This is a genomic window from Cryobacterium sp. SO2 (assembly GCF_026151165.2).
In the GTDB taxonomy this organism is placed as follows: Bacteria; Actinomycetota; Actinomycetes; order Actinomycetales; family Microbacteriaceae; genus Cryobacterium.
In genome coordinates, this window is record NZ_CP117849.1 from 2,189,566 (window position 1) to 2,212,774 (window position 23,209).

A 23,209-nucleotide genomic window follows, 5' to 3' on the forward strand; every position below is an offset into this window, starting at 1 on the left:
CCCGTTGCGGACAAATGTGGCCGGCACACCGGCCACATTTGTCCGATTCGGCACCAGTTGCGGCGGTGCCGGTGCGGCTACCGGTTGAGGGGGGTCATGTCGGCGTAGCGGTCGCCGGCGGGAGCGCCGATGGCGTCGAGGGTGGCGAGCTGGGCGGCGCTGAGGACCAATGCATCCGCCGCCACGTTCTCGTCGAGCCGGGCGACCCGCTTGGTCCCGGGGATCGGGGCGATGTCCTCACCCTGCGCGAGCAGCCAGGCCAGTGCCACCTGGGCCGGTGTCGCGTCCAGTTCCGCCGCCACGGTGTCGACCTGCTCGACGATGCGGATGTTCGCGGCGAGGTTGTCACCGGCGAAGCGGGGATTGTCGCGGCGGAAGTCGCCCGCGTCCAGCTGATCGACCGAGCGGATGGTTCCGGTCAGGAATCCACGGCCCAGCGGCGAGTACGGCACGAAGCCGATCCCGAGCTCGCGCACGAGCGGCAGCAGTTCGAGCTCGGGGTCGCGGCTCCACAGCGAGTACTCGGTCTGCAGCGCGGTGACGGGGTGAACCGACTGTGCGCGCCTGATGGTGTCAGGCGCGGCCTCCGACAGGCCGTAGTGGCCGATCAGGCCCTCGGTGATGAGGTCGGCGAGGGCGCCGACCGTGTCTTCGACTGGCACGCCCGGATCCATCCGGTGCTGGTAGTACAGGTCGATGTGATCGGTGCCGAGCCGGGCCAGTGAGCCCTGCACGGAAAACCGCACGTTCTCCGGGCTGCCGTCGAGTCCCCTGGTTCCGTCGGTGCGGTGCAGGATCGTGCCGAACTTCGTCGCGATCACGACGTCGTCCCGGCGACCGGCCAGAGCCCGGCCGAGGAGTTCCTCGTTGAGGTACGGTCCGTAGATCTCGGCCGTGTCGAAAAGGGTCACCCCGAGATCGATGGCGCGGTGGATGGTGCGGATCGACTCGGCGTCGTCCGTGCCGGCGCCGGAGTAGAACGCCGACATTCCCATGCAGCCGAGGCCGAGCCGACCGACCTCGAGTGGACTGGTGGTGCCCAGGGTGATGCGCTTCATGCGGATGGGGTCCTTTCGGAATAGAGGGAGATCTTGTGGTCGATGGCGGCGAGGCTCGCCTGCATCTCGGCGAGCTGGGCCGCGACGGTAATGCGGTGCCGTTGCAGAAGTTCCAGACGGTCGGCCCTGGTGTCGTCGCCGCGCCGCGCGAGGTCGGCGTACTCCTTCACCTTTTTGATCGGCAACGAGGTGCTGCGCAGTTTGGTCAGGAAGATGATCCAGGTCACGTCCTGCGCCCTGTACGCGCGGTGGCTGGACGACGCCCGCTGGATGGGGGCGAGCATGAGCCCCGCCCGTTCGTAGTACCGCAGCGTGTGGACCGTGAGTCCGGTGCGCTCGGCGACCTCCGAGATGGCGAGCTCTTCATCGTGTGGGGTCATGCAGCAACCCTAGAACTTAGAGCGCGCTCGAAGTCAAGTCGTCGCGCAACTGTTCCCGTTCCGGACAAATGTGGCTGGCACACCGGCCACATTTGTCCGTTTCGGGAACAGTTGTGCGCGCGGGTGGGGTGCGGCTAGTCGCGCGGAGCGCGCTGCAGGGGAACCGTGCCGGTGTCGGACCGGTCGGCGTCCGCGGGCAGGGCACGCGCGTGCGGCAGCTTGCTGCCGAGCACCATCGCCACGACGTCGCGAGCGATGTGCTGCGGGGTCAGGCCCACCCGTTCAAGGATCTCGGCACGGGTGCCGTGGTCGAGGAACTCGTCCGGCAGGCCGAGCTCGGTGACGGCGGTGTCGACGCCGGCTTCGCGCAGGTCCTGGCGGATCCGGGTGCCGATGCCGCCGACCCTGATGCCGTCTTCGATGCTCACAACGATGCGATGCTGGGCGGCGAGCTCGATGATGCTCTGCGGCACGGGGACCACCCAACGCGGGTCGACGACGGTGGCGCCGATGCCCTGGGCGGCGAGCCGCTCAGCGACGTCGAGTCCCATGCCCGCCATCGGGCCGACGGTGACGATGAGCACATCCTGCTGCGAGCTGCGCAGCAGCACGTCGACGCCGTCGTCCAGGCGCTCCAGGGCGTCGAACTCGACGCCGGTCGAGCCCTTGGGGAAGCGCAGCACGGTGGGGCCGTCATCGACGAGGACGGCCTCGCCGAGCTCCTCACGCAGGCGGGTGGAGTCACGCGGCGCGGCGAGCCTGATGTGCGGGATCACCTGCAGGATGGCCAGGTCCCACATGCCGTGGTGGCTGGGGCCGTCCGGCCCGGTCACCCCGGCCCGGTCGAGCACGAAGGTGACGCCGGCGCGGTGCAGGGCAACATCCATCAGCACCTGGTCGAAGGCGCGGTTGATGAAAGTGGCGTAGAGGGCCACAACGGGGTGCAGGCCGCCGAAGGCGAGGCCGGCGGCACTGGTCACGGCGTGCTGCTCGGCGATACCCACATCGTGCACGCGCTCCGGAAAACGTTCGGCCATCTTGTGCAGGCCGGTGGGCCGCAGCATGGCGGCCGTGATGGCGACGAGCTTGGGGTTCGCGGTGGCCAGGTTCAACAGCTCGTCGGCGAACACCGAGGTCCAGGACGGAGCTCCGGCCGATTCGGTCGGCTCCCCGGTCTCGGGGTCGATGACACCGACGGCGTGGAACTGATCGGCGACGTCCTGCACGGCCGGGTCGTAGCCCTTGCCCTTCTGGGTGATGGTGTGCACGATCACCGGCGCCCCGTAGGCCTTGGCCTGCGTGAGGGCCTCGAGCATGGCCTCCATGTCGTGTCCGTCGACCGGGCCGATGTACTTGATGTCGAGGTTGGAGTAGAGCGCCTCGTTGTTGGAGAACCGGCTGAGGAAGCCGTGCAGCCCGCCGCGGACCCCGCGGAAGATGGCCCGGGCCGGCGCGCCCATGTGGTCGAACGCCTGACGGCTGGTGATGTACGCGGCCTTGTAGCCGGCGCGCAGCCGCACCGTGTTGAGGAACCGGGCCATCCCGCCGATGGTGGGCGCGTAGGAGCGACCGTTGTCGTTGATGACGATGATCAGGCGGCGGTTGTTGTCGTCGCTGATGTTGTTGAGCGCTTCCCAGGTCATGCCGCCGGTGAGCGACCCGTCGCCGACGACGGCGATGACGTGCCTGTCGCTCTGACCGGTCATCTCGAACGCGCGGGAGATACCGTCTGCCCAGGACAGCGAGCTGGAGGCGTGCGAGCTTTCGACGATGTCATGCTCGGACTCGCGGCGCTGCGGGTAACCGGCCAGGCCGCCGGTCTGCCGCAGCCGACTGAAGTCCTGCCGACCGGTGAGCATCTTGTGCACGTAGGACTGGTGCCCGGTGTCGAACACGATGGCGTCACGCGGGGAGTCGAAGAGCCGGTGGATGGCGATGGTCATCTCGACCACGCCGAGGTTGGGGCCCAGGTGTCCGCCGGTCTTCGAGATTTCCGCCACCAGGAAGGCGCGAACCTCTGCGGCGAGCTCAACGAGCTGCTCCTTCGTGAGACCGTCGAGGTCCCGGGGACCGTGGATCGTCTCCAGAAGGGTCATGGGCACTACCTTTCACGTTTGCTACAACGAACGGCTCGCGCTGACGCAGAACTGGCGCGCAGTTCGGATTCCCCGAGTCTACGCGCCAGCCTGCGGCATTCCTGCGAGTTAGCGGTTAGACCACCAGCGAACGCAGCACGTACTGCAGGATGCCGCCATTGCGGTAGTAGTCGGCCTCACCGGGTGTGTCGATGCGCACGACGGCGTCGAACTCGACGACGGCCTTGCCGGCTGCCGAGTGCTCGGTCGGCGACGCGACGACGCGCACGGTCTTGGGGGTGCGGCCCTCGTTGAGCTCCTCGATGCCCGTGATCGTCACGGTCTCGGTGCCGTCCAGGCCCAGCGACGCCCAGCTCTCGCCGGCGGGGAACTGCAGCGGGACGACGCCCATGCCGATGAGGTTGGAGCGGTGGATGCGCTCGAAGCTCTCGGTGATGACCGCCTTGACGCCCAGCAGGCTGGTTCCCTTGGCCGCCCAGTCACGCGACGAGCCGGAGCCGTACTCCTTGCCGCCGAAGATCACCAGCGGGGTGCCGGCGGCCTGGTAGTTCTGGCTGGCGTCGTAGATGAACGACTGCGGCGCATCCGGCCTGGTGAAGTCGCGGGTGTAACCGCCCTCGACGCCGTCGAGAAGCTGGTTGCGCAGGCGGATGTTGGCGAAGGTGCCCCGGATCATGATCTCGTGGTTGCCGCGGCGGGAGCCGTAGGAGTTGAAGTCGGCACGTTCGACGCCGTGCTCCATCAGGTAGGCGCCGGCCGGGCTGTCGGCCTTGATGTTGCCGGCCGGGCTGATGTGGTCGGTGGTGACGGAGTCGCCGAGCTTGGCGAGCACCCGGGCGCCGACGATGTCGGAGACCGGGCTGGTCTCCAGCGTCATGCCGTCGAAGTACGGGGGCTTCCGCACGTAGGTGGACTTCGGGTCCCATTCGAAGACCTCGCTGTCCGGCGTCGGCAGGGAGCGCCAGCGCTCGTCGCCGGCGAAGACCTCGCCGTATTCCTTGGTGAACATGGCGGTGTCGATGGAGCTGTCGATCGTGGACTGCACCTCGGCGGAGTCCGGCCAAATGTCCTTGAGGAAGACCTCGTTGCCGTCGCTGCCGATGCCGAGGGCGTCGGTGTCGAAGTCGAAGTTCATCGACCCGGCCAGGGCGTACGCGATCACCAGCGGCGGGCTGGCGAGGTAATTCATCTTGACGTCGGGGCTGATGCGGCCCTCGAAGTTGCGGTTTCCGGAGAGCACGGCGGTGACAGCGAGGTCGTTGTCGTTGATCGCCGCGGAGACCTCGTCGATCAGCGGACCTGTGTTGCCGATACAGACAGTGCAGCCGTAACCGACGGTGTAGAAACCGAGGGCCTCGAGGTCGTCGGTGAGGCCGGCCTTGGCGTAGTAGTCGGTGACGACCTTGGAGCCCGGCGCGAGGGTGGTCTTGACCCAGGGCTTGGACTTGAGGCCCTTCCTCACGGCGTTCCGCGCCAGCAGGCCGGCGGCGAGCATCACGGACGGGTTGGACGTGTTGGTGCAGGAGGTGATGGCCGCGACGGCGACGGCGCCGTGATCGAGGGTGTAGCTCGCGCCATCGGCGGTTGTGATGGGAACAGGGCTCGACACCGAGACGGGAGCGTGGCTCACATGCTGGTGCGAGATCTGGTGGGCGGTCTGTTCGTCCTGCGCGGTGAAACCGATCGGGTCCGAGGCCGGGAAGGATGCCTCAACGGCCGCGTCCACCATGGACAGGTCGTGGGTGGCGTAGTTCTGCAGGTCGATTTCGAACTGGGACTTGGCGTTGCTGAGTTCCACGCGGTCCTGCGGGCGCTTCGGGCCGGCGATCGACGGCACGACGGTGCCGAGGTCGAGCTCGAGGTATTCGCTGAAGACGGGCTCCTGCGCTGCGTCGTGCCAGAGGCCCTGCAGCTTGGAGTAGGCCTCGACGAGCGCGACCTGGTCCTCGCTGCGGCCGGTGAGGCGCAGGTAGTCGAGGGTGACGTCGTCGATGGGGAACATGGCCGCGGTCGAGCCGAACTCCGGGCTCATGTTGCCGATGGTGGCACGGTTGGCCAGCGGCACCTGGGCGACGCCCTCGCCGTAGAATTCAACGAACTTGCCCACCACGCCGTGCTTGCGCAGCATCTGGGTGATGGTGAGCACCACATCCGTCGCGGTCACGCCGGTGGGGATCGCACCGTTGAGCTTGAAGCCGACGACCTTGGGGATGAGCATCGAGACGGGCTGGCCGAGCATGGCCGCCTCGGCCTCGATGCCGCCGACGCCCCAGCCGAGCACGCCCAGGCCGTTGACCATGGTGGTGTGCGAGTCGGTGCCGACGCAGGTGTCCGGGTAGGCACGGAGCACGCCGTTCACTTCACGCGTGAAGGTGACGCGGGCCAGGTACTCGATGTTCACCTGGTGCACGATGCCGGTGCCCGGCGGCACGACCTTGAAGTCGTTGAACGCGGTCTGGCCCCAGCGCAGGAACTGGTACCGCTCGCCGTTGCGCTGGTACTCGAGCTCGACGTTGCGCTCGAGGGCGTTGTCGCTTCCGAACAGGTCGGCGATCACGGAGTGGTCGATCACCATCTCGGCCGGGGCGAGCGGGTTGATGGTGTTGGGGTCGCCGCCGAGGGCCGCGACTGCCTCACGCATGGTGGCGAGGTCGACGATGCACGGCACGCCGGTGAAGTCCTGCATGATCACGCGGGCCGGCGTGAACTGGATCTCGGTGTCGGGGTCGGCCGTGGGAACCCACGCGCCGAGGGCGCGGATGTGGTCGGCGGTGATGTTCGCACCGTCTTCGGTGCGGAGGAGGTTCTCCAGCAGCACCTTGAGGCTGAACGGCAGCTTCTCATACCCGGCGACAGCGTCAAGGCGGAAGACCTCATAGTCCGTCGACCCGACGCGCAGGGTATCCCGAGCTCCAAAACTATTAACAGCAGACACGATGCCCTCTCCTTCGTGGAAACCGACGGAATACCGTCCGCAATCCTCAATCCTGACCAAGGGACGCCAGCTTTAGCCAGCAAGGGTAGCCTTACCAAACTATCTTGACGTCAAGATAACTATACCATCGATGCCCGGGTTGGGTCCCTGACGCGGCACGTCCCCGCCGGACGTTCTGGCGGTTACTGGCCGGAGGTCGTCCGTGGTTCCTGGGCGGCCGTGGCGGCGTAGACGGAGCGCACCATCAGCCAGGAGAGCACGAGGAGCGGTGCGTAGAGCGGGATGCCCATGAGCAGCTTGGTCGCGCCCAGCCACTCGACGTTGCCGGCGTAGTAGAGCGGGAGCTGCACGGCCAGACGCAGGATGAACAGTCCGGCCCACATGAAGGTGAGGATCGTCAGAACCCGGCGCTTGGACGGGTCGGACCGCCAGGCGAGTTGCTCCCCCATCAGGAAGCCGACCGCCACACCGATCAGCGGCCAGCCGACGAGGGCCGACACCAGCAGGACAGCCCCGTAGGCGCCGTTGGTCCAGAAACCCGGCAGGTAGAAGTCTTCTGCGCGGCCGGTGAACAGTGCCAGGACCGCGCTGATGCCGATGCCGACGAGTCCCCCAACGGCCTGGGTGACGGTCTGCTTCCTGGCCAGCCGGAGCACGAAGAACACCAGGCCGATGAGGACCGGCGCGATGAGGGACGGGATCAGGTCGCGGGTGAAGGTGTAGGTGACGAGGAACACCAGCCCGGGCAGCACGGCTTCGACCAGCCCGCGCACACCGCCCATGGCCGCGATCAGGGCGTGACCGCTGATCGGCTCACCGTCGGCGGCCGGGCTGAACCCGGCACGGCGCGCCGCGGCCGCCATGCCGTCGGCGAGGGTGCCGGACACCGTGGCCGGTTCGGGCCGATCTGCGGGAGTGTGCGGGTCGGGCTCGGCTGCTGAAGGGGAATCCGTCATCGGAGAACTTTCGGTGAAGCGGTCAGGCGCCGGTCGGCTCGGGGTTTCCGGCGGGGGTGGCCGGCATCCGCAGCGGAATGAGGTCGCGGGGCGGCATCGGCGAGGCGCCGCGCACCACGACGATGCTGCGGAACAGGTCTTCGATCTGGGCGGCGGCCTCGGGGTCGATGGCCCCTTCGCCCGCGATGACGCCGCGCAGGAACCAGCGCGGCCCATCCACGCCGATGAAGCGCGCCAGCCGAGTGGTGCCGGTGGGGCCCTGTCCGGCCGCAACGGGGATCTCCGCGACGAGCTCGGGGCCGAACGGTCCTTCGCGCGGTGTCGTGGAGCCGCCCTGCTTGGCGATCTGGTCGGCGATCTGGGTGCGGATCTCGTGCCACAGGCCGCTGGAGCGCGGGGCAGCGAAGGGCTGCACCTGCAGCGTCGACCCGGCGTAGTCCAGGCCGATGGCGACGACGCGCTTGCTGCCTTCTTCGATCTCCAGGCGCAGGTGCAGGCCTTCCCGAGGGAGGATCTTCACGCCGCCGAGATCGACGTAAGGGCGAACCGGGTTCGCCTCCGATTCGTCGAGGGGGCCGTCGACCTCACGATCCTCCGGTGCGGACTTGGCGTTCGGGTCTTCGGTGGCCCCATCGGTCTCGGCCGGTGACGACTCGGCGAGGTCTGTCCCGGTGACGTCGTCGGCCTCGACGGGCGCGACGGCGTTCTTGCGCGCCTTCTTCTCGGCCTTCTCGGCCTTCCGGGCGGCCCTGATGTCGGCCTTGGTGTCGGCCGTGGTGTCGGCCGTGGTGTCGGTGCTCGAGCGCGTGTCTGGGTTCACGTTGTCACTCACAGGTTTTCTCCGCTCTGGTGGGCATCCGCCTGGTGCGAAGCCGTTTCGGTGTGTGGGGTGCCGTCTGCTGCCGCGACGCGCGGAGCGACGCCCGTCGAACCGAAGCCGCCGTCGCCGCGCTGGCTGCCGGGCAGGCGCTCGACGGGGACGAACAGGGCGCGTACAACGGGCGACACGATCAGCTGGGCGATCCGGTCTCCCACCGCGACGGTGAACGGCGTCGTGCCGTCGGTGTTGAGCAGGCAGACCTTGATCTCGCCCCGGTAGCCGGCGTCGACGGTGCCCGGCGAATTCACGACGGTGACGCCGTGCTTGGCCGCGAGCCCGCTGCGCGGGACCACGAACGCGGCGTAGCCGTCGGGCAGAGCGATCGACACTCCGGTGCCGATGAGGGCCCGCTCTCCGGGGGCCAGGATCAGCGCTTCCGCGGCGTGAAGGTCGGCACCGGCGTCGCCCGCGTGGGCGTATGTCGGGAGAACGGACGCTGTAATCAGGACTTCGACGCTTTCAGACACGTGTCGAGGGTAGTGCAGATATCTGATCGAATAGAGCCATGCCCGAATATCGCGAAAAACTCTGGCCATCCCCATGGCTCTTCCTCATCATCGGCCTCGTCATCCCCGCGAGCCTGCTGGTCTTCCTGCCGATCTCACTGCTTGTGGGCGTGCTGACGGCGGTGGGGCTCTACCTGGGCAGCGCGCTGCTTCTGGTGCTCGCGTCGCCGACAGTGCAGATCTCCGGCGGGGTCCTCACCGCCGGACCAGCCAGCATCGAGACCAGGCTGCTCGGCGAGGCGATCGCGATCGACGGCGACGCCGCAACGCTCGAACGCGGCCAGAAGCTCGATGCCCGGGCTTGGTTGCTGATTCGCGGCTGGATCGCCCCCGTGGTGCGGATCCCGCTGGAGGACCCCACCGATCCGTCGCCGTACTGGCTCGTCTCCAGCCGCCGGCCACAGAAAATGGCCGCCGCGATCAATGGATCGCGACGGCCAGCATCAAGTAACTAAGCGCGCTTCTAGGCGTCGCACTCCAGGCAGACCGGGCCGAGCTTGGTCTCGTGCGACATCTGCGAACGGTGCTTCACGAGGAAGCACTCCACGCAGGTGAACTCGTCGGCCTGCGGGGGCAGGACGACGACGTCGAGGTCGAGGTCGGACAGATCGGCGCCCGGGAGGTCGAAACCACCGGGGTTGTCGGAGTCGTCAACATCAACGACACCTGACATCTTGTCGGGTACACGCTCCTTGAGGGCCTCGATCGACTCTGAGTCGTCTTCGGTCTTTCGCGGTGCGTCGTAATCGGTTGCCATGCCCATCCATTTCATTAACGCCGATAAACGAAATCGGCGGCCATAGTTTGCAACAATCCGTGCGGAATAGCAAACCAATCACCAACCTCTCAGGTTGGCAATGGGAGCAACTTGCGGCACGCCCGCAGTATTCCCCCGTTTTGGTTACTTTGCATGGCAAGGTTGGGCCATCAGTGATCGCGAGAGGGCTTTCGCCATGCAGGATTTGAAAGTTATCGGAGTCGAGAACGGCGCGCTGCTCGCAGCGTCAGAGGAGGGTGATCGTTTTCGGATCCCCATCGATGCGGTTCTCCAGTCCCGGCTTCGCCAAACCCAAACGGATGCGTCCGTTCGGCCCAAGTTGTCGCCCCGGGAGGTGCAGGCGCATATCCGCGCCGGCATGTCTGCGGAGGACGTGGCGGCCGTCACCGGCGCTTCGCTCGACTTCGTGCGCAGGTTCGAGGGACCGGTGGTCGCCGAACGCGAATACATCGTGTCCTCGGCGCTGAGCGTGCCCGTGCACACCGCGATCGACCCTGAGCCCGTTGACGAGCCCGCCAACTTCGGCAGCGTCATCCGCGAACGCCTCGCCTCACTCGGCGCGTCCAACGAACGCTGGGCCAGCTGGAAGGAACCCGGCGCCGGCTGGATCGTGAAGCTCGCCTTCACGGCCGACGACATCGACCACGACGCGCGCTGGGGCTTCGAGCCCAAGAAGAACTCGCTCTCCCCCATCGGCAGCGAGGCCATTGCCCTGTCGCAGCAGGGTGAACTCAAGGGTGCGCTCATTCCGCGACTGCGGGCCGTCGGGGCCGAAACCAGCCTCGCCGACGTGAGCCGGTTCGACAGCGGTGCGTTCACATTCAAGGAATCCCTCGCCGACGACATCCTCAACGACACCGCTCCCCTGCACGACCCGGTGCCGTACGCCAGGCCCGCCGGAACCACGGAGGCCGTATCCAAGGCGGCCATCAAGCGTGCGGACGAACCGCCGCAGAGCCTGAGCGAGACCGCTGACCTTCTGGAATCGCTCCGCCGCCGCCGCGGCGAGCGGGAAGCTGCAGCCGGGGACACCGCGGGCGCCCATGTGACGGATGCCCGCCGCGCCGAGCGGACAGTGGGCGAGCGGACAGTCGCCGAGCGGACAGCCGCCGAACCGGGCATCCGTCTGGTCGACGAGTCTGCACCTGACGCCGAAGCGACTCCCGCCACCCCGGAGGCGCCGCGCAACGCGTGGGCCACCCAGGCAGCGACCGGCCAACCACGCACCGGCAACACCGGCCGCCGCGGCCGTGCGTCGATGCCGAGCTGGGACGAGATCGTCTTCGGTGCTCGCACCGACGACGACCTGGCCTGACCTGACCTGACCTGACCTGAGCTAACCTGACCTCAGCTGACCTGCGGCACGGCCCGGCCACTGGCGCGGTGACCTGCTCGCCTGTCACTCTGGTGGCATGACCCGCGCATCCCGCACCGACATCACCCGGCGTCGCCTGCACAGTCAGGCGCTGACCGGGGCGCTCGGCAGCGATCCGGCGCGCGTGGTCGACAGGATGCTCGCCCTGCAGGCCCAGGACCTGCGCTGGGCGAAGTGGGCAGTGGCCGTCCGCGCCCCCGGCAGCACGTCTGCCGAGGTGGACGACCTCATCGATTCCGGCCGGATCGTGCGGTCCTGGCCGATGCGCGGGACCCTGCACCTGGTGCCGGCGCCGGACCTGCGCTGGATGCTCGACCTCACGACGCCCCGGCTCTGGGCCGGCCAGGCGACGCGGCGCCGAGACCTCGACCTCGACGAGGCCACCATCGAGAGGGCCAGAGACATCGCGATCGCCGCACTGACCGGCGGGCGCGAACTCAGCCGGAACGCCTTCATGGATCTCCTGACCCGCCACGGCATCGACACCGCGGGTCAGCGCGGCTATCACCTGATCTGGCACCTGGCCCAGTCCGGCACCCTGTGCTGGGGACGCCAGCTCGACTCGCAACAGATGCTCGTGCTGCTGGATGAATGGGTGCCGGAGAGCAGACGGCTCGACCACGACGAGGCCCTCGGGGAATTCCTCCTGCGCTACCTGGTCGGCCACGGGCCTGCCGCACTGACCGACTTCGCCTGGTGGTCCCAACTCACCATGGCCGACGCGAAGACGGCGCTGGCCGTCGCCGGGCCGCAGCTGACCGCCCTCGAGGTCGACGGCGTGACCCACCTTTTCCCGCAGACCAGCGACACCGGACCCGTCGGCCGCGTGCCGCGTGGACGCGGTCGGGACGCCGTCCTCGCGCTACCCGGGTTCGACGAGCACCTGCTCGGCTACCGGGACCGCAGTTTCGCCATCGAGCCGGAGAACCTGACCCGCGTCGTCCCGGGAAGGAACGGAATCTTCCTCCCCCTCCTGGTCCGCGGCGGACGCGTTATCGGCACCTGGCGCCGAGACTGGCAGCCCGCCAGGATCACGCTCGAAGCCGGCCCCTTCGCCCGATTGTCCCCGGCCACGGATGCGAGCACCACCCGCGCCCTGCACGAATACGCGGCGTTCCTGGGCCGCCGCGTGCACGTCCTTCCAGCTCGCGACCCTGCCGACCTCGGAGCCGCCGACGGGTGACCCTGGCGACCCCCGGCGGGCTTGTACCCTATGACAGTGCGAATAACGGCCAACCTGCGAGTGTCCAGACGGATACCGCTTCTGCAGACCCTCAAGACGTCTGTCGCCGTTGCGCTGGCCTGGATCATCTCGCAGTGGCTGCTGCCGGGCGAGCTGCCGATCTTCGCGGCCATGGCGGCCATCTTCGTCGTGCAACCGAGTGTCAACCAGTCCCTCGGACGAGCGCTCGAACGCAGCCTCGGCGTGGTCGGAGGCGTGCTCGTGGCGCTCGGCATCGGACTGCTCTTCGGCCAATCGAGCTGGATCGTGCTCTCGGCCATCGTGCTCTGCATCCTGCTCGCCTGGGCGCTCAAGCTCTCCCCTGGCTCGGCCAACCAGATTCCGATCAGCGCGATGCTCGTGCTCACCCTCGGCGCCGCAACCCCCACCTACGCCAGGGACCGCATCATCGAGACGATCCTCGGCGCGGCGATCGCCGTCATCGTCAACGCCCTGATCGTGCCGCCGGTGCTGCTCACGCCGGCCCACGATGCCGTCACGAGGCTCACCCTCGAGGTAGCGGCGACGTTCGACCGCGTGGCGACCGCCCTGCTGAGCCCGCAGAAGTACGCGGACCTCGAGACCCTCATGATCCAGGCCCGGCTGCTGCGCCCCATGCTCGCCAAGGCCGAACGCGCCATCAGCCAGGCTGAGGAAAGTCTCACCCTCAATCCTCGCCAGGCCAGGCACCGGGAGGTGCTCGACGCCGACACCGATCTCTACGCCCGCCTCGTGCCGCTGGTGACCCGTGCCCTCGGCATGACCCGTGCGTTGCGCGACCACTATGACGATTCCCTACACCTCGAGCCCACCGTGCAGGCCTTCGCCATCGAGCTGGAGCGCGCCGCGCACGACCTGCGCCTCCTGACGGTGCCGCCGGAATCCTCCACATCGGCGCAGGCGCCGCCAGCGGCGGAACCGCTCGCGCTCACGGCGCCGCTGATGATCATGACCCCTCACCCGCAGCACTGGATCCTGATCGGCGCCCTCATGGAAGATCTGCGCCGCGTACGCGAGGAGATCACCGGCGAGTAGGCTGCCGGCATGCCGAGCGCGCCGGAGTCAGAACCCGAGATGCCGGTGCCCGGTCCTCCGGCGACTGGCACGCCGGCATCAGGGCCCTCCAGCGGGGCCGTGAGCGACGACGGCGGCACCGGGCGCAGGACGAGTCAGGATCGGCGTACGGTGCTCTCCACCCGGCGACTGGAGGCTTACACCGACGGCGTCTTCGCCATCGCCGCGACCCTGCTCGTGTTGAATCTGTCCGTGGACGGGATCGGCGCCGTCCGGACCAACGCCGAACTCGTGCACCAGGTGTCGGCCCTGGCTCCCAGCATCCTCAATGTCGTGATCAGCTTCCTGCTGCTCGGTCTGCTCTGGCTCATCCACGTGCGCCAGTTCGAGTTCATCCCCCGGGTGGACACCACCATCATCTGGCTGAACAACCTGCGCTTGCTGGCCGTGGTGCTGGTGCCGTTCACCACGAGTCTCAACGACGAATTCAGCCGCTTCCTGATCGGACGCACCCTGCTGCCGGTCAACTTCTTCCTGATCGTGTTCTTCAGCACCTGGCAGTGGTTCCATGCCAGCTCGCCGCGCCGCCGGCTGGTGCAGGGCGCGTCAGCCGAGGCCGTGCACAACGGCCGGGTCAACGCCGCCAGCGCGCTCGCTCAAGCACTCGGAGTGGTGCTGCTCGCGACGGTGTTCGGTTCGTGGGCCTTCCTGCTGTTCGCCGTCGATCCTCTCGTAGCCCTGGTGCTGCGGCGGATCGGGGTCATCAAACCCACCCCCGACGGCGTCGTGGTCGGCTGACGCCGGGCGCAGGCACAGGTCCCGGACACACAAAACGGGGACCCCACCATGTGGGATCCCCGTTTGCGAGAAGGACTGCTTACGCCTGGAGAGCACCCTGCAGGTCGAGGGTGATGGTCACCTTGTCGCCGAGCAGCACGCCGCCGGTCTCGAGGGCGGCGTTGTAGGTCAGACCGAAGTCTTCACGGTTGATCTCGGCCTTCGCCGTGGCACCGAACTTGTAGTTGCCGTAGGGGTCTCCGCCGAAGCCGCCGAAGTCGAAGTCGAAGGTGACGGGCTTGGTGATGCCCTTGATGGTCAGGTTGCCGTCGACGAGGTAGTCGCCCTTGACAACGCGCACGCCGGTCGACACGAAGTCGATGGTCGGGTAGGTCTCGGCGTCGAAGAAGTCGCCGGTGCGCAGGTGGCCGTCGCGGTTGGCCTCGTTGGTGTTGATGGACGCGACGGTGGCGGAGGCCGTGACGCTGGTCTCGAGGGGGTTCTCGGTGGTGACGAAGGTGGCCTCGAAGGTCTCGAAGGTGCCCTTGACCTTGCTGATCATGATGTGGCGGATGCTGAAGCCGACCGCGCTGTGCGTCGGGTCGATGGTCCAGGTACCGGCCTTGTAACCGGGGATGGTGGTGATGTCAGTGTCGCTCATGGTGCTCCTCAAGTCCGTGGGGCAAGTGGATTCGCTGCCCTCAGGTATATGCAAGCGCATACGACTTCAGGATATTCCACGACTCGCAAGAAATAATATGAACAATTCAGGAACGCCTCCGCGGACGCCCCGGAACAGGTCAGGCCAGGTACAGGTCGAGCACGTAGGCTCGGCCACGTGAGAGGAGTCCACGATGAGGCAGACACCGCCCGCACCGGCCGTCACGGACCGGCCGGCCCTGGGCATCCGCGACATCGCCCCGGAGAGCGTGCTGGTCCTCGCCGGCGGGCGCGCGATCCTCTTGCAGCTAGCGAACCCCGCCGTCGGCCACGGCGTGGCCCGGCACAGCGATTTCGCCGCCAGGCCGCTAGGGCGTCTGAGCGGCACCTTGGCCTATGTGTATGCCGTCACCTGCGGGACTCCCCTCGACAGGGCCGTGGCCGTTCGCCGGGTCGCCCTCGCCCACCGGCCCGTGCACAGCGCCGGTGAACAGCCCGCCGGTGCACACAGCGTCGATTCACCCAGCGCCGGCACACCCGCCTACAACGCCTTCGACCCCCAACTGCAACTCTGGGTGGCGGCGACTCTCTACGAGTCCGCTACCCGCATGCACGACCTGGTTTACGGCCCGCTCGGCGACGACGACGCGGAGTCCGTCTATCGCGACTACGGCGTGCTCGGCACGGCCCTGCAGGTGCCGCCCGGCCTCTGGCCGGAAGACCGGCGGGCATTCGCCGCCTATTGGCGCCGGGCGACGGCCGAGCTCAGCACGGATGCGACGACGAGAGGCGTGGCCGACCGGCTGCTGCACCCGCGGGCCGGGCCGGTCTGGCTGCGCCTGGCCATGCCGCTCGCCCGGCTCATGACAACGGGGCTCCTGAAACCAGAGGAGCGTGCGCTGTTCGCGCTGCCCTGGTCAGCGGGCCGCCAACGCCGCTACGACGCTCTGGTCGGCACGGTGAGACTGATCTACCCTCGCCTGCCCAGCCGCCTGCGGCACGCGCCGATGCGGCACTACCTGCGGGCAGGGCGGAAGCTCACCGGCTAGAAGAAGTCGTCGGGGGTCCCCGCGGCCCTGGTGACCGAATCCGTGGCCACACCGGCGCCGTCGAGCTTGGCCATCGCCACCCGCAGTCCCGACTCCATCTGCGAGGCCCAGACCTCGGTCTCCCTGGCGCTCTCCCGCACCGCGTCGAGCTTGACGATGGCCGCGTCCTTGTCGGCGCGTTCGGTGCGCACCTGCTGAATGCTCAGGGTGACCGCGTAGTACGCCGCGACCATCGAGGCGATCGGCGTGGCGATCACGGCCAGGGCGATGACGCTCTCATTGGACACGTTGACGAAGATCATGATCAGGAAGGCGATCGTCAACACCGCGATCCCGACGAGCACAACGAGGGCGGCGCGCTGCGGCGGCCCGGTGCGCAGGTCGGACATGAGGGTGCGATTGCGGGCCTTGGCCGGTGCCGGCTGACCCGATTGCTCCGACCCGGCCTGCGGGCCGGACGGTGCGCCAGGGGCGGTGGCGTCGGTGCCGGGCATCTCGAGCCGTTCGGTCGTCGTGATGGGCTCGAGGGGTCGGGTGCGGTCGAACGGGTCGTAGCTCTGATCGGTCATCATCACTCCAAGGTCTGATCGGATGCGTGCTCTGTCGTGGGCTGCTCTGTCGCGGGCTGCTCTGTGGTTGGCTGCTCTGTCGTGGAGGGTAGCGCGTCGCCGGGCAGGAAGACCCTCTTGTAGCTCCGACCGTCGGCGAGCTCGACGGTGCGGCTGATCAGCCTACCCCGGCTCACCTGCAGGTACACGGCCTGCGGGGTGATCCCGAGCCGGGCGGCAGCCTCGGCCACCGAGTGCCCGGGCAGATCGGTGGGCACGGTGCTCGGCCGGATGCTGCGCTTGCGGCCGGCATCGAGCCGCGCGGCGATCTCGGCGTCGGTGCCCTGCCACCGCCATTTGGCCGCCGTCGGTTTCAGCCCGGCGGCGTCGGCGATCTCCGGCCACCCCGATCCGCCGGCCAGGGCGTCGCGCACGCTGGCGAGTGCGGCCGGGTCGGCGTCGAGGTGGTGGAGCACGGAGCGGATGGCCCGCATCCGCTCGAGGGGCGGTGCCGACTCCGCCGCATCCAGTGCCACGAGCGTGGCCAGCGCCGCCGCCGTCTGTGCGGACAGGAAGTGGCTCACGGGTCCTCCTCTGATCGGTGGGGCTAGGTTCTGATCGGTGGGGCTAGGTCGGTGGGCTAGGCGAGCACCGCGACGGAGTGCGGCGGCAGCAGGACCCGGCCGGGTTCGAGCCGGGGCGCCGCGTCGGCATTGTCGGCGAACGACAGCAGCACGCCCTCGGCCAGCACGGGAACCCACTGTGCGGAGGTGGACAGGTTGATCACGATCTCGGTGTCGCCGCGGGTGAGCCGCAGCCAGCCCTCTGCCTCGTCGAAGGACACGGCAACCCGGCCCAACCGCGGATCGGTCACATCGGAGAGCCCCCGGCGCAGTGCCGCGAGGTCCTGGTAGAAGGCCAGGAGCCGGCCGGAAGCCGGGCGCTGCTGTTCGGTCCAGTCCAGCTTGGACCGCTCGAAGGTGCCCGGGTCCTGCGGGTCGGGCACGACGGCCGGGTCCCACCCCATCCGGGCGAACTCGCCGATGCGGCCTTCGGCCGTGGCCAGGCCGAGATCGGGTTCGGGGTGCGACGTGAAGAACTGCCAGGGAGTGCGCGCGCCCCATTCCTCACCCATGAACAGCATCGGCGTGAAGGGGCTCAGCAGGGTCAGCGCGGCGGCGATCCCGAGCTGCCCGGTGTCCAGATGGGCGCTCAGCCGGTCACCGATGGCGCGGTTGCCTATTTGGTCGTGGTTCTGGTTGGCGACCACCAGGCGCCAGGCCGGCATCCGTTCGACGTCGATCGGGCGGCCGTGGTGGCGTCCGCGGAAGCTGGAGTACGTGCCGTCGTGGAAGAATCCGCGGGTGAGCACCTTGGCCAAGGCCCCGAGTGGGGCGAAGTCGGCGTAGTAACCGACGGTCTCGCGGGTGAGAGCGACGTGCACGGCGTGATGGAAGTCGTCGCTCCACTGGGCGTCGAGGCCGTACCCGTTGGCCTCCCGCGGTGTGATCAGCTGCGGGTCGTTCAGGTCGGATTCGGCGATGAGGGTCAATGGCCGGCCGACCGAGGCGCTGAGCACGGCCACCTCGGTGGCAAGCTGCTCGAGCAGGTGTACGGCGGAGTGATCCTTGAGCGCGTGCACGGCATCCAGCCGGAGCCCGTCGACGTGATAGTCCCGCAGCCACATCAGGGCGCTGTCGATGATGTACCGACGCACCTCGTCCGAGTCCTGCCCGTCGAGGTTGACGGACGCGCCCCAGGTGTTGCCCTCGGCGTCGCTGAGGTAGGGGCCGACGTTGGGCAGGTAGTTGCCGCTGGGTCCGAGGTGGTTGTGCACGACGTCCTGGATGACGCCGATGCCTGCGGCATGGCAGGCGTCGACGAAGGCCTGGTAGGCGGCCGGGCCGCCGTAGCCCTCGTGCACGGCGTACCAGAGCACGCCGTCGTAGCCCCAGTTGTGCGTGCCGTTGAAACCGTTGACGGGAAGCAGTTCGACGAAGTCGACGCCGAGGGCGACGAGGTGGTCGAGCCGGCCCGCTGCGGCGGCCAGGGTGCCCTCCGGCGTGAAGGTGCCGATGTGCAGTTCGTAGATCGTGGAGCCGGCGAGCTGGCGGCCGGTCCACGCGGCATCCTGCCAGTGGTGCGCGGCCGGGTCGAAGCTGCGCGAGAGCTCGTGCACGCCGTGGGGCTGGCGGCGGGAGCGCGGGTCGGGGAACGGACCGTCGCCGTCGACGATGAAGCCGTAGTCGACGCCATCCGGGCTGCCCGCCAGGCTGCCGTGCCACCAGCCGGCGTCGCCGCGGGTCATCGCGGCGGGTGTGCGGGGCTCGGTTCCGGTGACCAGCTGCACGGTCTCGGCGGCCGGCGCCCATACGTCGATGGGCTGGGTCTGATCTGTCGTCACTTAGTTGACCTCCTCGGTGGCAGCGGATGCGGGAATGAGCAGCGCGACCGGGTAGCGCGACAGCAGATCGGCCAGGCGCACCTCGCCGCCGCTGAAGCGGGCCCCGGTGAGGGTGTCCTCCCAATTGTGGCCGGCGAACATGATCGTGGTGTCACCCCAGCCGGTTCGGGCCAGCGCCAGTGGCAGCCGGGTGGCCACGGTCACGGCGCCGCCGCGGTCATAGGCCACCACGTGGGCGGCCGCGGCGCCGAAGGCTTCAACGGGTGCGTGCCGGGAGAACAGCTCCGGCCGGTCGCGCCGGAGCCGCAGGGCGCGCGTGGTGACGAGCAGCTTTGCGGCGCCGGTCTCGTCGATCGGCGGCAGCCAGCCCCCGGTCACCCGGTGCAGGTAGTCCCGCCGCACCGCGTAGTCAACCGGGCGCCGGTTGTCGGGGTCGACGAGCGACATCTCCCAGAGCTCGCTGCCCTGGTAGACGTCCGGCACCCCGGGTGCGGTGAGCTGGATGAGCTTGAGGGCAAGCGAGTTGCTCCAGCCGGCCTGTTTCACCCTGTCGACCACGGAGGTGACGAGGCGGGCCAGCGGGCCGTCCTCGGCCAGGCTCCGCACCAGCGCGCGCATCGAGTTCTCGAATTCCTCGTTGGGGGCGGTCCAGGTGGTGGAGAGGTTGGCCTCGCGGGAGGCCTTCTCGGCGTAGCCGATGAGCCGGTCGGTGGATGCGGGCCAGGACCCGACGATGGCCTGCCAGAGCAGGTTCTCGAAGGGCGCGTCGCCCACCGGCGCCATGGCGCGCAGTTCAGCGAGCAGACCGGCCCACTCGTCGGGGATTTCGGCGAGGACCGAGATACGGGCGCGCACGTCTTCGCCGCGCTTGGTGTCGTGGGTGGAGAGCGTGGTCTGCGATGCGGGCGCAACGGCCAGCCGGGTCTGCTGGCGCCGGTGGAACTCGTCCACGGACAGCGCGAACTCGCTCGGGTCCGCCCCCACCTCGTTGAGCGAGGTGAGCCGGCTGTACCGGTAGTAGGCGGTGTCCTCGACGCCCTTGGCCATGACCATCCCCGAGGTCTGCTGGAATCGCACGGCGGCCGGATGCGCGGGGTCGGTCAGGAACGGCAGCAGGGCGGTGATCGTGCCGTCCAGGTCGGGCCGGCGCAGCCTGGCCAGCCGCACGGCGGTATCGAGCTCGTGCCGGCCGACGGGCAGGTAGGAACGATAGACCGGGAACCAGGCGATGAGCTCGGCGAGAGCGTCGACGGCATCGGGCACCTCGGGGATGAGGCGGTCGAGCCTTCGCACCTCGCTCTGCAGGATGGTGTCTGCGATGGCCCGCTTGCCGCTGTAGACCAGCTCGGGCCAGGAGACCGGCCCGTCCGCTGCCCCGCCGGTACGCTCGGCCTGCAGGTTCGCCTCGAGCGTGTCGAGGCGGTCCTGCCCCGCGGGGTCGACGAGGACCCTGTCGAAGTCGGCGAGGGCGTCATAGCCGGTGGTGCCGTCTGTGGCCCAGTTGCTGGGCAGCTGCTCCCTGCCCTCCAGGATCTTCTCGACCAGGAGGTAGCCTTCAGGCATGGCCGCGCTCAACCGGTCCAGGTAGCCGCCCGGGTCGGCGAGGCCGTCGGGGTGATCCACCCGCAGTCCCTGCACCTGGCCGGAGTGCACCCAGCGCAGGATCTCGCGGTGTGATTCGTCGAACACCCAGGGCACCTCGACGCGAACGCCCGCGAGGGTGTTCACGGCGAAGAAACGACGGTAGTTGAGGAAAGCGTCAGCGCGGCGCCAGTTGACCAGTTGGTAGTGCTGCCGGTCGTGCACGACGGCGGCGGTCGCGCCGTCGTCAGCGCTGCCGGGGGCGATCGGAAACCGGTTGTCGTAGTAGCGCAGTTCGTCGCCCACCACCTCGAGCTGGTCGAGTTCGGTGTCGCCGTCACCGAGCACCGGCAACAGGAGCCGCCCGTTGCCCGCCGGCCAGTCCACGTCGAACGCCTCGGCGTAGCGCGAGGCCTGGCCGCTGCGGAGCAGGTCCCACCACCAGGCGTTGGCGTGCGGCGTGTTGACGCCCATGTGGTTGGGCACGATGTCCACCAGGATGCCGCGACCGGCCGCGATCGCCGACTCGGACAGGCGCAGGAGCGCGTCCGCACCGCCGCGGGACGGATCGACCGAGCCGTGATCGACCACGTCGTAACCGTGGTCGGAGCCTTCCTCCGCGGTAAGCAGCGGGGAGAGGTAGAGCCAGTCGGCGCCGAGCTCGGTGACGTAGTCAAGCACGGCGGCCGCCGCATCCAGAGTGAAGGCCGACGTGATCTGCAGGCGATAGGTGGAGACGGGGAGGCTCATGACGGTTAGACGGGTCCTTCGGTCTCGGCGTACGGGTCAGGCAGCACCGGCAGGACCAGTGTGGCCGTCGGCGGGGAGGGATGGCTGGCCAGTGAGGCTGCGACGGAGTGATCCGGCGCGACCTCGGGCTCGTGGTATTCGCGGAGCACCACGAGGGAGCGGGCCATGACGGTGTGGATCGCGCCGGCCGGGCGGGGCAGCGAGTCGGCGCCCTCTCCCCCGGTGTCGATGACGATCTCCCAGGCGGGCGAATATTCCTCGCTGGGCAGGGTGAATTCGGCGTCCTCGGCATCCGCGTTGAACAGCAGCATGAAGTTGACGTCGGTGACGTCCCGCCCGCGCGCGTCGCGCTCGCGGATGCCCTGGCCATTGAGGAACATGCTCACTGTGCGTGAGCGGCTCTCGTCCCAGTCCTCGGCCTGCATCTCTTCGCCATCGGTGTTCAGCCAGACGATGTCGGCCAGCGGGTCGCCCTCGCCGCGCTTGGCGGGGTGCCCGTCGAAGAACCGGCTGCGGCGGAAGGTGGGGTGTTCCTTGCGCAGGCGCACGACGGCGGCCGTGAACTCGATCAGCGGCTGGTCGGCCTCGTCCCAGTGGATCCAGCTCAGCTCGGAGTCCTGGGCGTAGGTGTTGTTGTTGCCCTGCTGGGTGCGGCCGAGCTCGTCGCCGTGCAGGATCATCGGCACGCCCTGCGACAGCAGCAGGGTGGCGATGAAGTTGCGTTGCTGCCGGCCGCGCAGGGTGCGGATGGTGTCGTCGTCGCTGGGTCCCTCGACGCCAGAGTTCCAGGACCGGTTGTGGCTTTCGCCGTCGTTGTTGTCCTCGCCGTTGGCGTCGTTGTGCTTCTCGTTGAACGAGACCAGGTCGTTGAGGGTGAAGCCGTCGTGTGCGGTGACGAAGTTGATCGACGCGACCGGGCGGCGGCCGGAGTGTTCGTAGAGGTCGGCGGAGCCGGAGATGCGGGAGGCGAATTCGCCCAGCGTCGAGGGCTCACCGCGCCAGAAGTCGCGCACGGTGTCGCGGTACTTGCCGTTCCATTCCGTCCACTGAGGCGGGAAGTTGCCCACCTGGTAGCCGCCGGGGCCGACGTCCCAGGGCTCGGCGATGAGCTTGACCTGCGAAACGATCGGGTCCTGCTGCACGAGCTCGAAGAAGGTGGAGAGCTTGTCGACGTCGTACAGGTCGCGGGCCAGCGCGCTCGCGAGGTCGAACCTGAAGCCGTCGACGTGCATCTCGATGGCCCAGTAGCGCAGCGAGTCCATGATCAGCTGGAGGGCGTGCGGGTGTCGCACGTTGAGGGTGTTGCCGGTGCCGGTGTAGTCCATGTAGTAGCGGCCGTCGTCGTCCATCAGCCGGTAATAGGCGGCGTTGTCGATGCCCTTGAACGAGATGGTCGGACCGAGGTGGTTGCCCTCCGCGGTGTGGTTGTAGACCACGTCGAGGATGACCTCGATGCCGGCGGCGTGCAGGTTCTTGACCATGCCCTTGAACTCCTGCACCTGCTGGCCGAGGTCGCCGCTAGAGGAGTAGGTGTTGTGCGGGGCGAAGAAACCGATGGTGTTGTAGCCCCAGTAGTTGCTCAGGCCCTGGTCCTGCAGTGTGCTGTCGTTGACGAACTGGTGCACGGGCATCAGCTCGATCGCGGTGACGCCGAGCTTCTTCAGATGCTCGATGACCGACGGATGCGCCACGGCAGCGTAGGTGCCGCGCTGGGACTCCGGCACCTCGGTCTGCAGCTGGGTGAGGCCCTTCACGTGGGCCTCGTAGATCACCGATTCGCTGTACGGCGTGCGCGGCGAGCGGTCACCCGTCCAGTCGAAGAACGGGTTGACCACGACGCCGAGCATCATGTGCGGGGCGGAGTCCTCGTCGTTGCGGGAGTCCGGGTCGCCGAAGTTGTAGGAGAACAGGGCCTGGTCCCAGTCCATGACGCCGCAAGTGGCCTTGGCGTACGGGTCGAGCAGCAGCTTGTTCGGGTTGGCACGCTTGCCCTCGGCGGGGTTGTACTCGCCGTGCACGCGGTAGCCGTAACGCTGGCCCGGCTGCACCTCCGGCAGGTAGCAGTGCCAGACGAAAGCGCTGGATTCGCGGACCTCGACGGGGGTCTCCGCGCCGTTCTCGTCGAAGAGGCAGAGCTCCACCCGCTCGGCTGCCTCACTGAACAGGGCGAAGTTGGTGCCGCTACCGTCATAGGTCGCGCCGAGCGGGTAGGCAGATCCGGGCCAGGTTTCCACGGTGTA

20 protein-coding genes are annotated in these 23,209 nt (G+C 68.5%); 6 read left to right on the forward strand and 14 right to left on the reverse strand.

Annotated elements, in window-relative coordinates; translation table 11 throughout:
• Positions 1–77 precede the first annotated feature (77 nt).
• The 7 genes from BJQ94_RS10105 to dut form a co-directional block, all read right to left on the reverse strand.
• The gene (locus BJQ94_RS10105) at positions 78–1,058 is read right to left on the reverse strand and encodes an aldo/keto reductase (RefSeq protein WP_265398679.1); all 981 of its coding nucleotides are present in this window, start codon (positions 1,056–1,058) and stop codon (positions 78–80) included.
• A complete protein-coding gene (locus tag BJQ94_RS10110) occupies positions 1,055–1,438 on the reverse strand; it encodes a MerR family transcriptional regulator (protein WP_265398678.1) in 384 nt (127 codons plus the stop codon). Before BJQ94_RS10110 ends, BJQ94_RS10105 begins: the two co-directional genes overlap by 4 nt.
• A gap of 134 nt (positions 1,439–1,572) precedes the next feature.
• Entirely contained in the window at positions 1,573–3,534 is a 1,962-nt protein-coding gene (dxs, locus tag BJQ94_RS10115) for a 1-deoxy-D-xylulose-5-phosphate synthase (protein ID WP_265398677.1), read from the reverse strand.
• A gap of 115 nt (positions 3,535–3,649) precedes the next feature.
• Positions 3,650–6,469 (reverse strand): aconitate hydratase AcnA, encoded by a 2,820-nt coding sequence (gene acnA, locus BJQ94_RS10120; RefSeq protein WP_275875465.1) that lies wholly within the window; start codon positions 6,467–6,469, stop codon positions 3,650–3,652.
• A 182-nt stretch (positions 6,470–6,651) separates the two neighbouring features.
• Entirely contained in the window at positions 6,652–7,425 is a 774-nt protein-coding gene (locus BJQ94_RS10125) for a DUF3159 domain-containing protein (protein ID WP_265398676.1), read from the reverse strand.
• A gap of 22 nt (positions 7,426–7,447) precedes the next feature.
• On the reverse strand, positions 7,448–8,245 hold the full coding sequence (locus tag BJQ94_RS10130) for a DUF3710 domain-containing protein (protein WP_275875466.1): 798 nt from the start codon (positions 8,243–8,245) through the stop codon (positions 7,448–7,450).
• Between the two features lie 8 nt (positions 8,246–8,253).
• Positions 8,254–8,772, reverse strand: a complete 519-nt coding sequence (dut, locus tag BJQ94_RS10135) for a dUTP diphosphatase (protein ID WP_265398674.1) — start codon at positions 8,770–8,772, stop codon at positions 8,254–8,256.
• 38 nt (positions 8,773–8,810) lie between these two features.
• On the opposite strand from dut, the gene BJQ94_RS10140 reads away from it, so the two are divergent.
• On the forward strand, positions 8,811–9,266 hold the full coding sequence (locus BJQ94_RS10140; protein WP_265398673.1) for a DUF3093 domain-containing protein: 456 nt from the start codon (positions 8,811–8,813) through the stop codon (positions 9,264–9,266).
• Between the two features lie 8 nt (positions 9,267–9,274).
• On the opposite strand, the gene BJQ94_RS10145 is transcribed toward BJQ94_RS10140, so the two are convergent.
• Positions 9,275–9,568 carry a DUF4193 domain-containing protein gene (locus BJQ94_RS10145; protein WP_066599570.1) on the reverse strand — a complete coding sequence of 98 codons (294 nt, stop codon included), beginning with the start codon at positions 9,566–9,568 and terminating at the stop codon, positions 9,275–9,277.
• 196 nt (positions 9,569–9,764) lie between these two features.
• On the opposite strand from BJQ94_RS10145, the gene sepH reads away from it, so the two are divergent.
• The 4 genes from sepH to BJQ94_RS10165 all read left to right on the forward strand — a co-directional run bounded on the left by sepH (position 9,765) and on the right by BJQ94_RS10165 (position 13,998).
• Complete coding sequence (gene sepH / locus BJQ94_RS10150; protein WP_265398672.1) at positions 9,765–10,904, forward strand: septation protein SepH; 1,140 nt, start codon at positions 9,765–9,767, stop codon at positions 10,902–10,904.
• A gap of 97 nt (positions 10,905–11,001) precedes the next feature.
• The gene (locus tag BJQ94_RS10155) at positions 11,002–12,147 is read left to right on the forward strand and encodes a winged helix DNA-binding domain-containing protein (protein ID WP_265398671.1); all 1,146 of its coding nucleotides are present in this window, start codon (positions 11,002–11,004) and stop codon (positions 12,145–12,147) included.
• Between the two features lie 30 nt (positions 12,148–12,177).
• Positions 12,178–13,221: an FUSC family protein gene (locus tag BJQ94_RS10160; protein ID WP_345893436.1), complete on the forward strand. Its 1,044-nt coding sequence runs from the start codon at positions 12,178–12,180 to the stop codon at positions 13,219–13,221.
• A gap of 99 nt (positions 13,222–13,320) precedes the next feature.
• Positions 13,321–13,998: a TMEM175 family protein gene (locus tag BJQ94_RS10165; protein WP_265398669.1), complete on the forward strand. Its 678-nt coding sequence runs from the start codon at positions 13,321–13,323 to the stop codon at positions 13,996–13,998.
• A 79-nt stretch (positions 13,999–14,077) separates the two neighbouring features.
• On the opposite strand, the gene BJQ94_RS10170 is transcribed toward BJQ94_RS10165, so the two are convergent.
• Complete coding sequence (locus BJQ94_RS10170) at positions 14,078–14,638, reverse strand: YceI family protein (protein ID WP_265398668.1); 561 nt, start codon at positions 14,636–14,638, stop codon at positions 14,078–14,080.
• A 193-nt stretch (positions 14,639–14,831) separates the two neighbouring features.
• On the opposite strand from BJQ94_RS10170, the gene BJQ94_RS10175 reads away from it, so the two are divergent.
• Entirely contained in the window at positions 14,832–15,686 is an 855-nt protein-coding gene (locus BJQ94_RS10175; RefSeq protein WP_265398667.1) for an oxygenase MpaB family protein, read from the forward strand.
• Here the strand turns inward: BJQ94_RS10175 and BJQ94_RS10180 are convergent.
• The 5 genes from BJQ94_RS10180 to glgX are packed head-to-tail and all read right to left on the reverse strand — an operon-like array spanning position 15,683 to position 23,203.
• On the reverse strand, positions 15,683–16,258 hold the full coding sequence (locus BJQ94_RS10180) for a hypothetical protein (RefSeq protein ID WP_265398666.1): 576 nt from the start codon (positions 16,256–16,258) through the stop codon (positions 15,683–15,685). The two genes, BJQ94_RS10175 and BJQ94_RS10180, sit on opposite strands and share 4 nt — an antisense overlap.
• Positions 16,258–16,818, reverse strand: coding sequence for a hypothetical protein (locus BJQ94_RS10185; RefSeq protein WP_265398665.1), 561 nt, complete (start codon positions 16,816–16,818; stop codon positions 16,258–16,260). Before BJQ94_RS10185 ends, BJQ94_RS10180 begins: the two co-directional genes overlap by 1 nt.
• Before the next feature lie 56 nt (positions 16,819–16,874).
• Positions 16,875–18,638, reverse strand: a complete 1,764-nt coding sequence (treZ, locus tag BJQ94_RS10190; RefSeq protein ID WP_265398664.1) for a malto-oligosyltrehalose trehalohydrolase — start codon at positions 18,636–18,638, stop codon at positions 16,875–16,877.
• Complete coding sequence (gene treY, locus BJQ94_RS10195; RefSeq protein ID WP_265398663.1) at positions 18,639–20,969, reverse strand: malto-oligosyltrehalose synthase; 2,331 nt, start codon at positions 20,967–20,969, stop codon at positions 18,639–18,641. It lies immediately after the preceding gene.
• A gap of 5 nt (positions 20,970–20,974) precedes the next feature.
• Complete coding sequence (gene glgX / locus BJQ94_RS10200; protein WP_265398662.1) at positions 20,975–23,203, reverse strand: glycogen debranching protein GlgX; 2,229 nt, start codon at positions 23,201–23,203, stop codon at positions 20,975–20,977.
• Between the last annotated feature and the right edge of the window lie 6 nt (positions 23,204–23,209).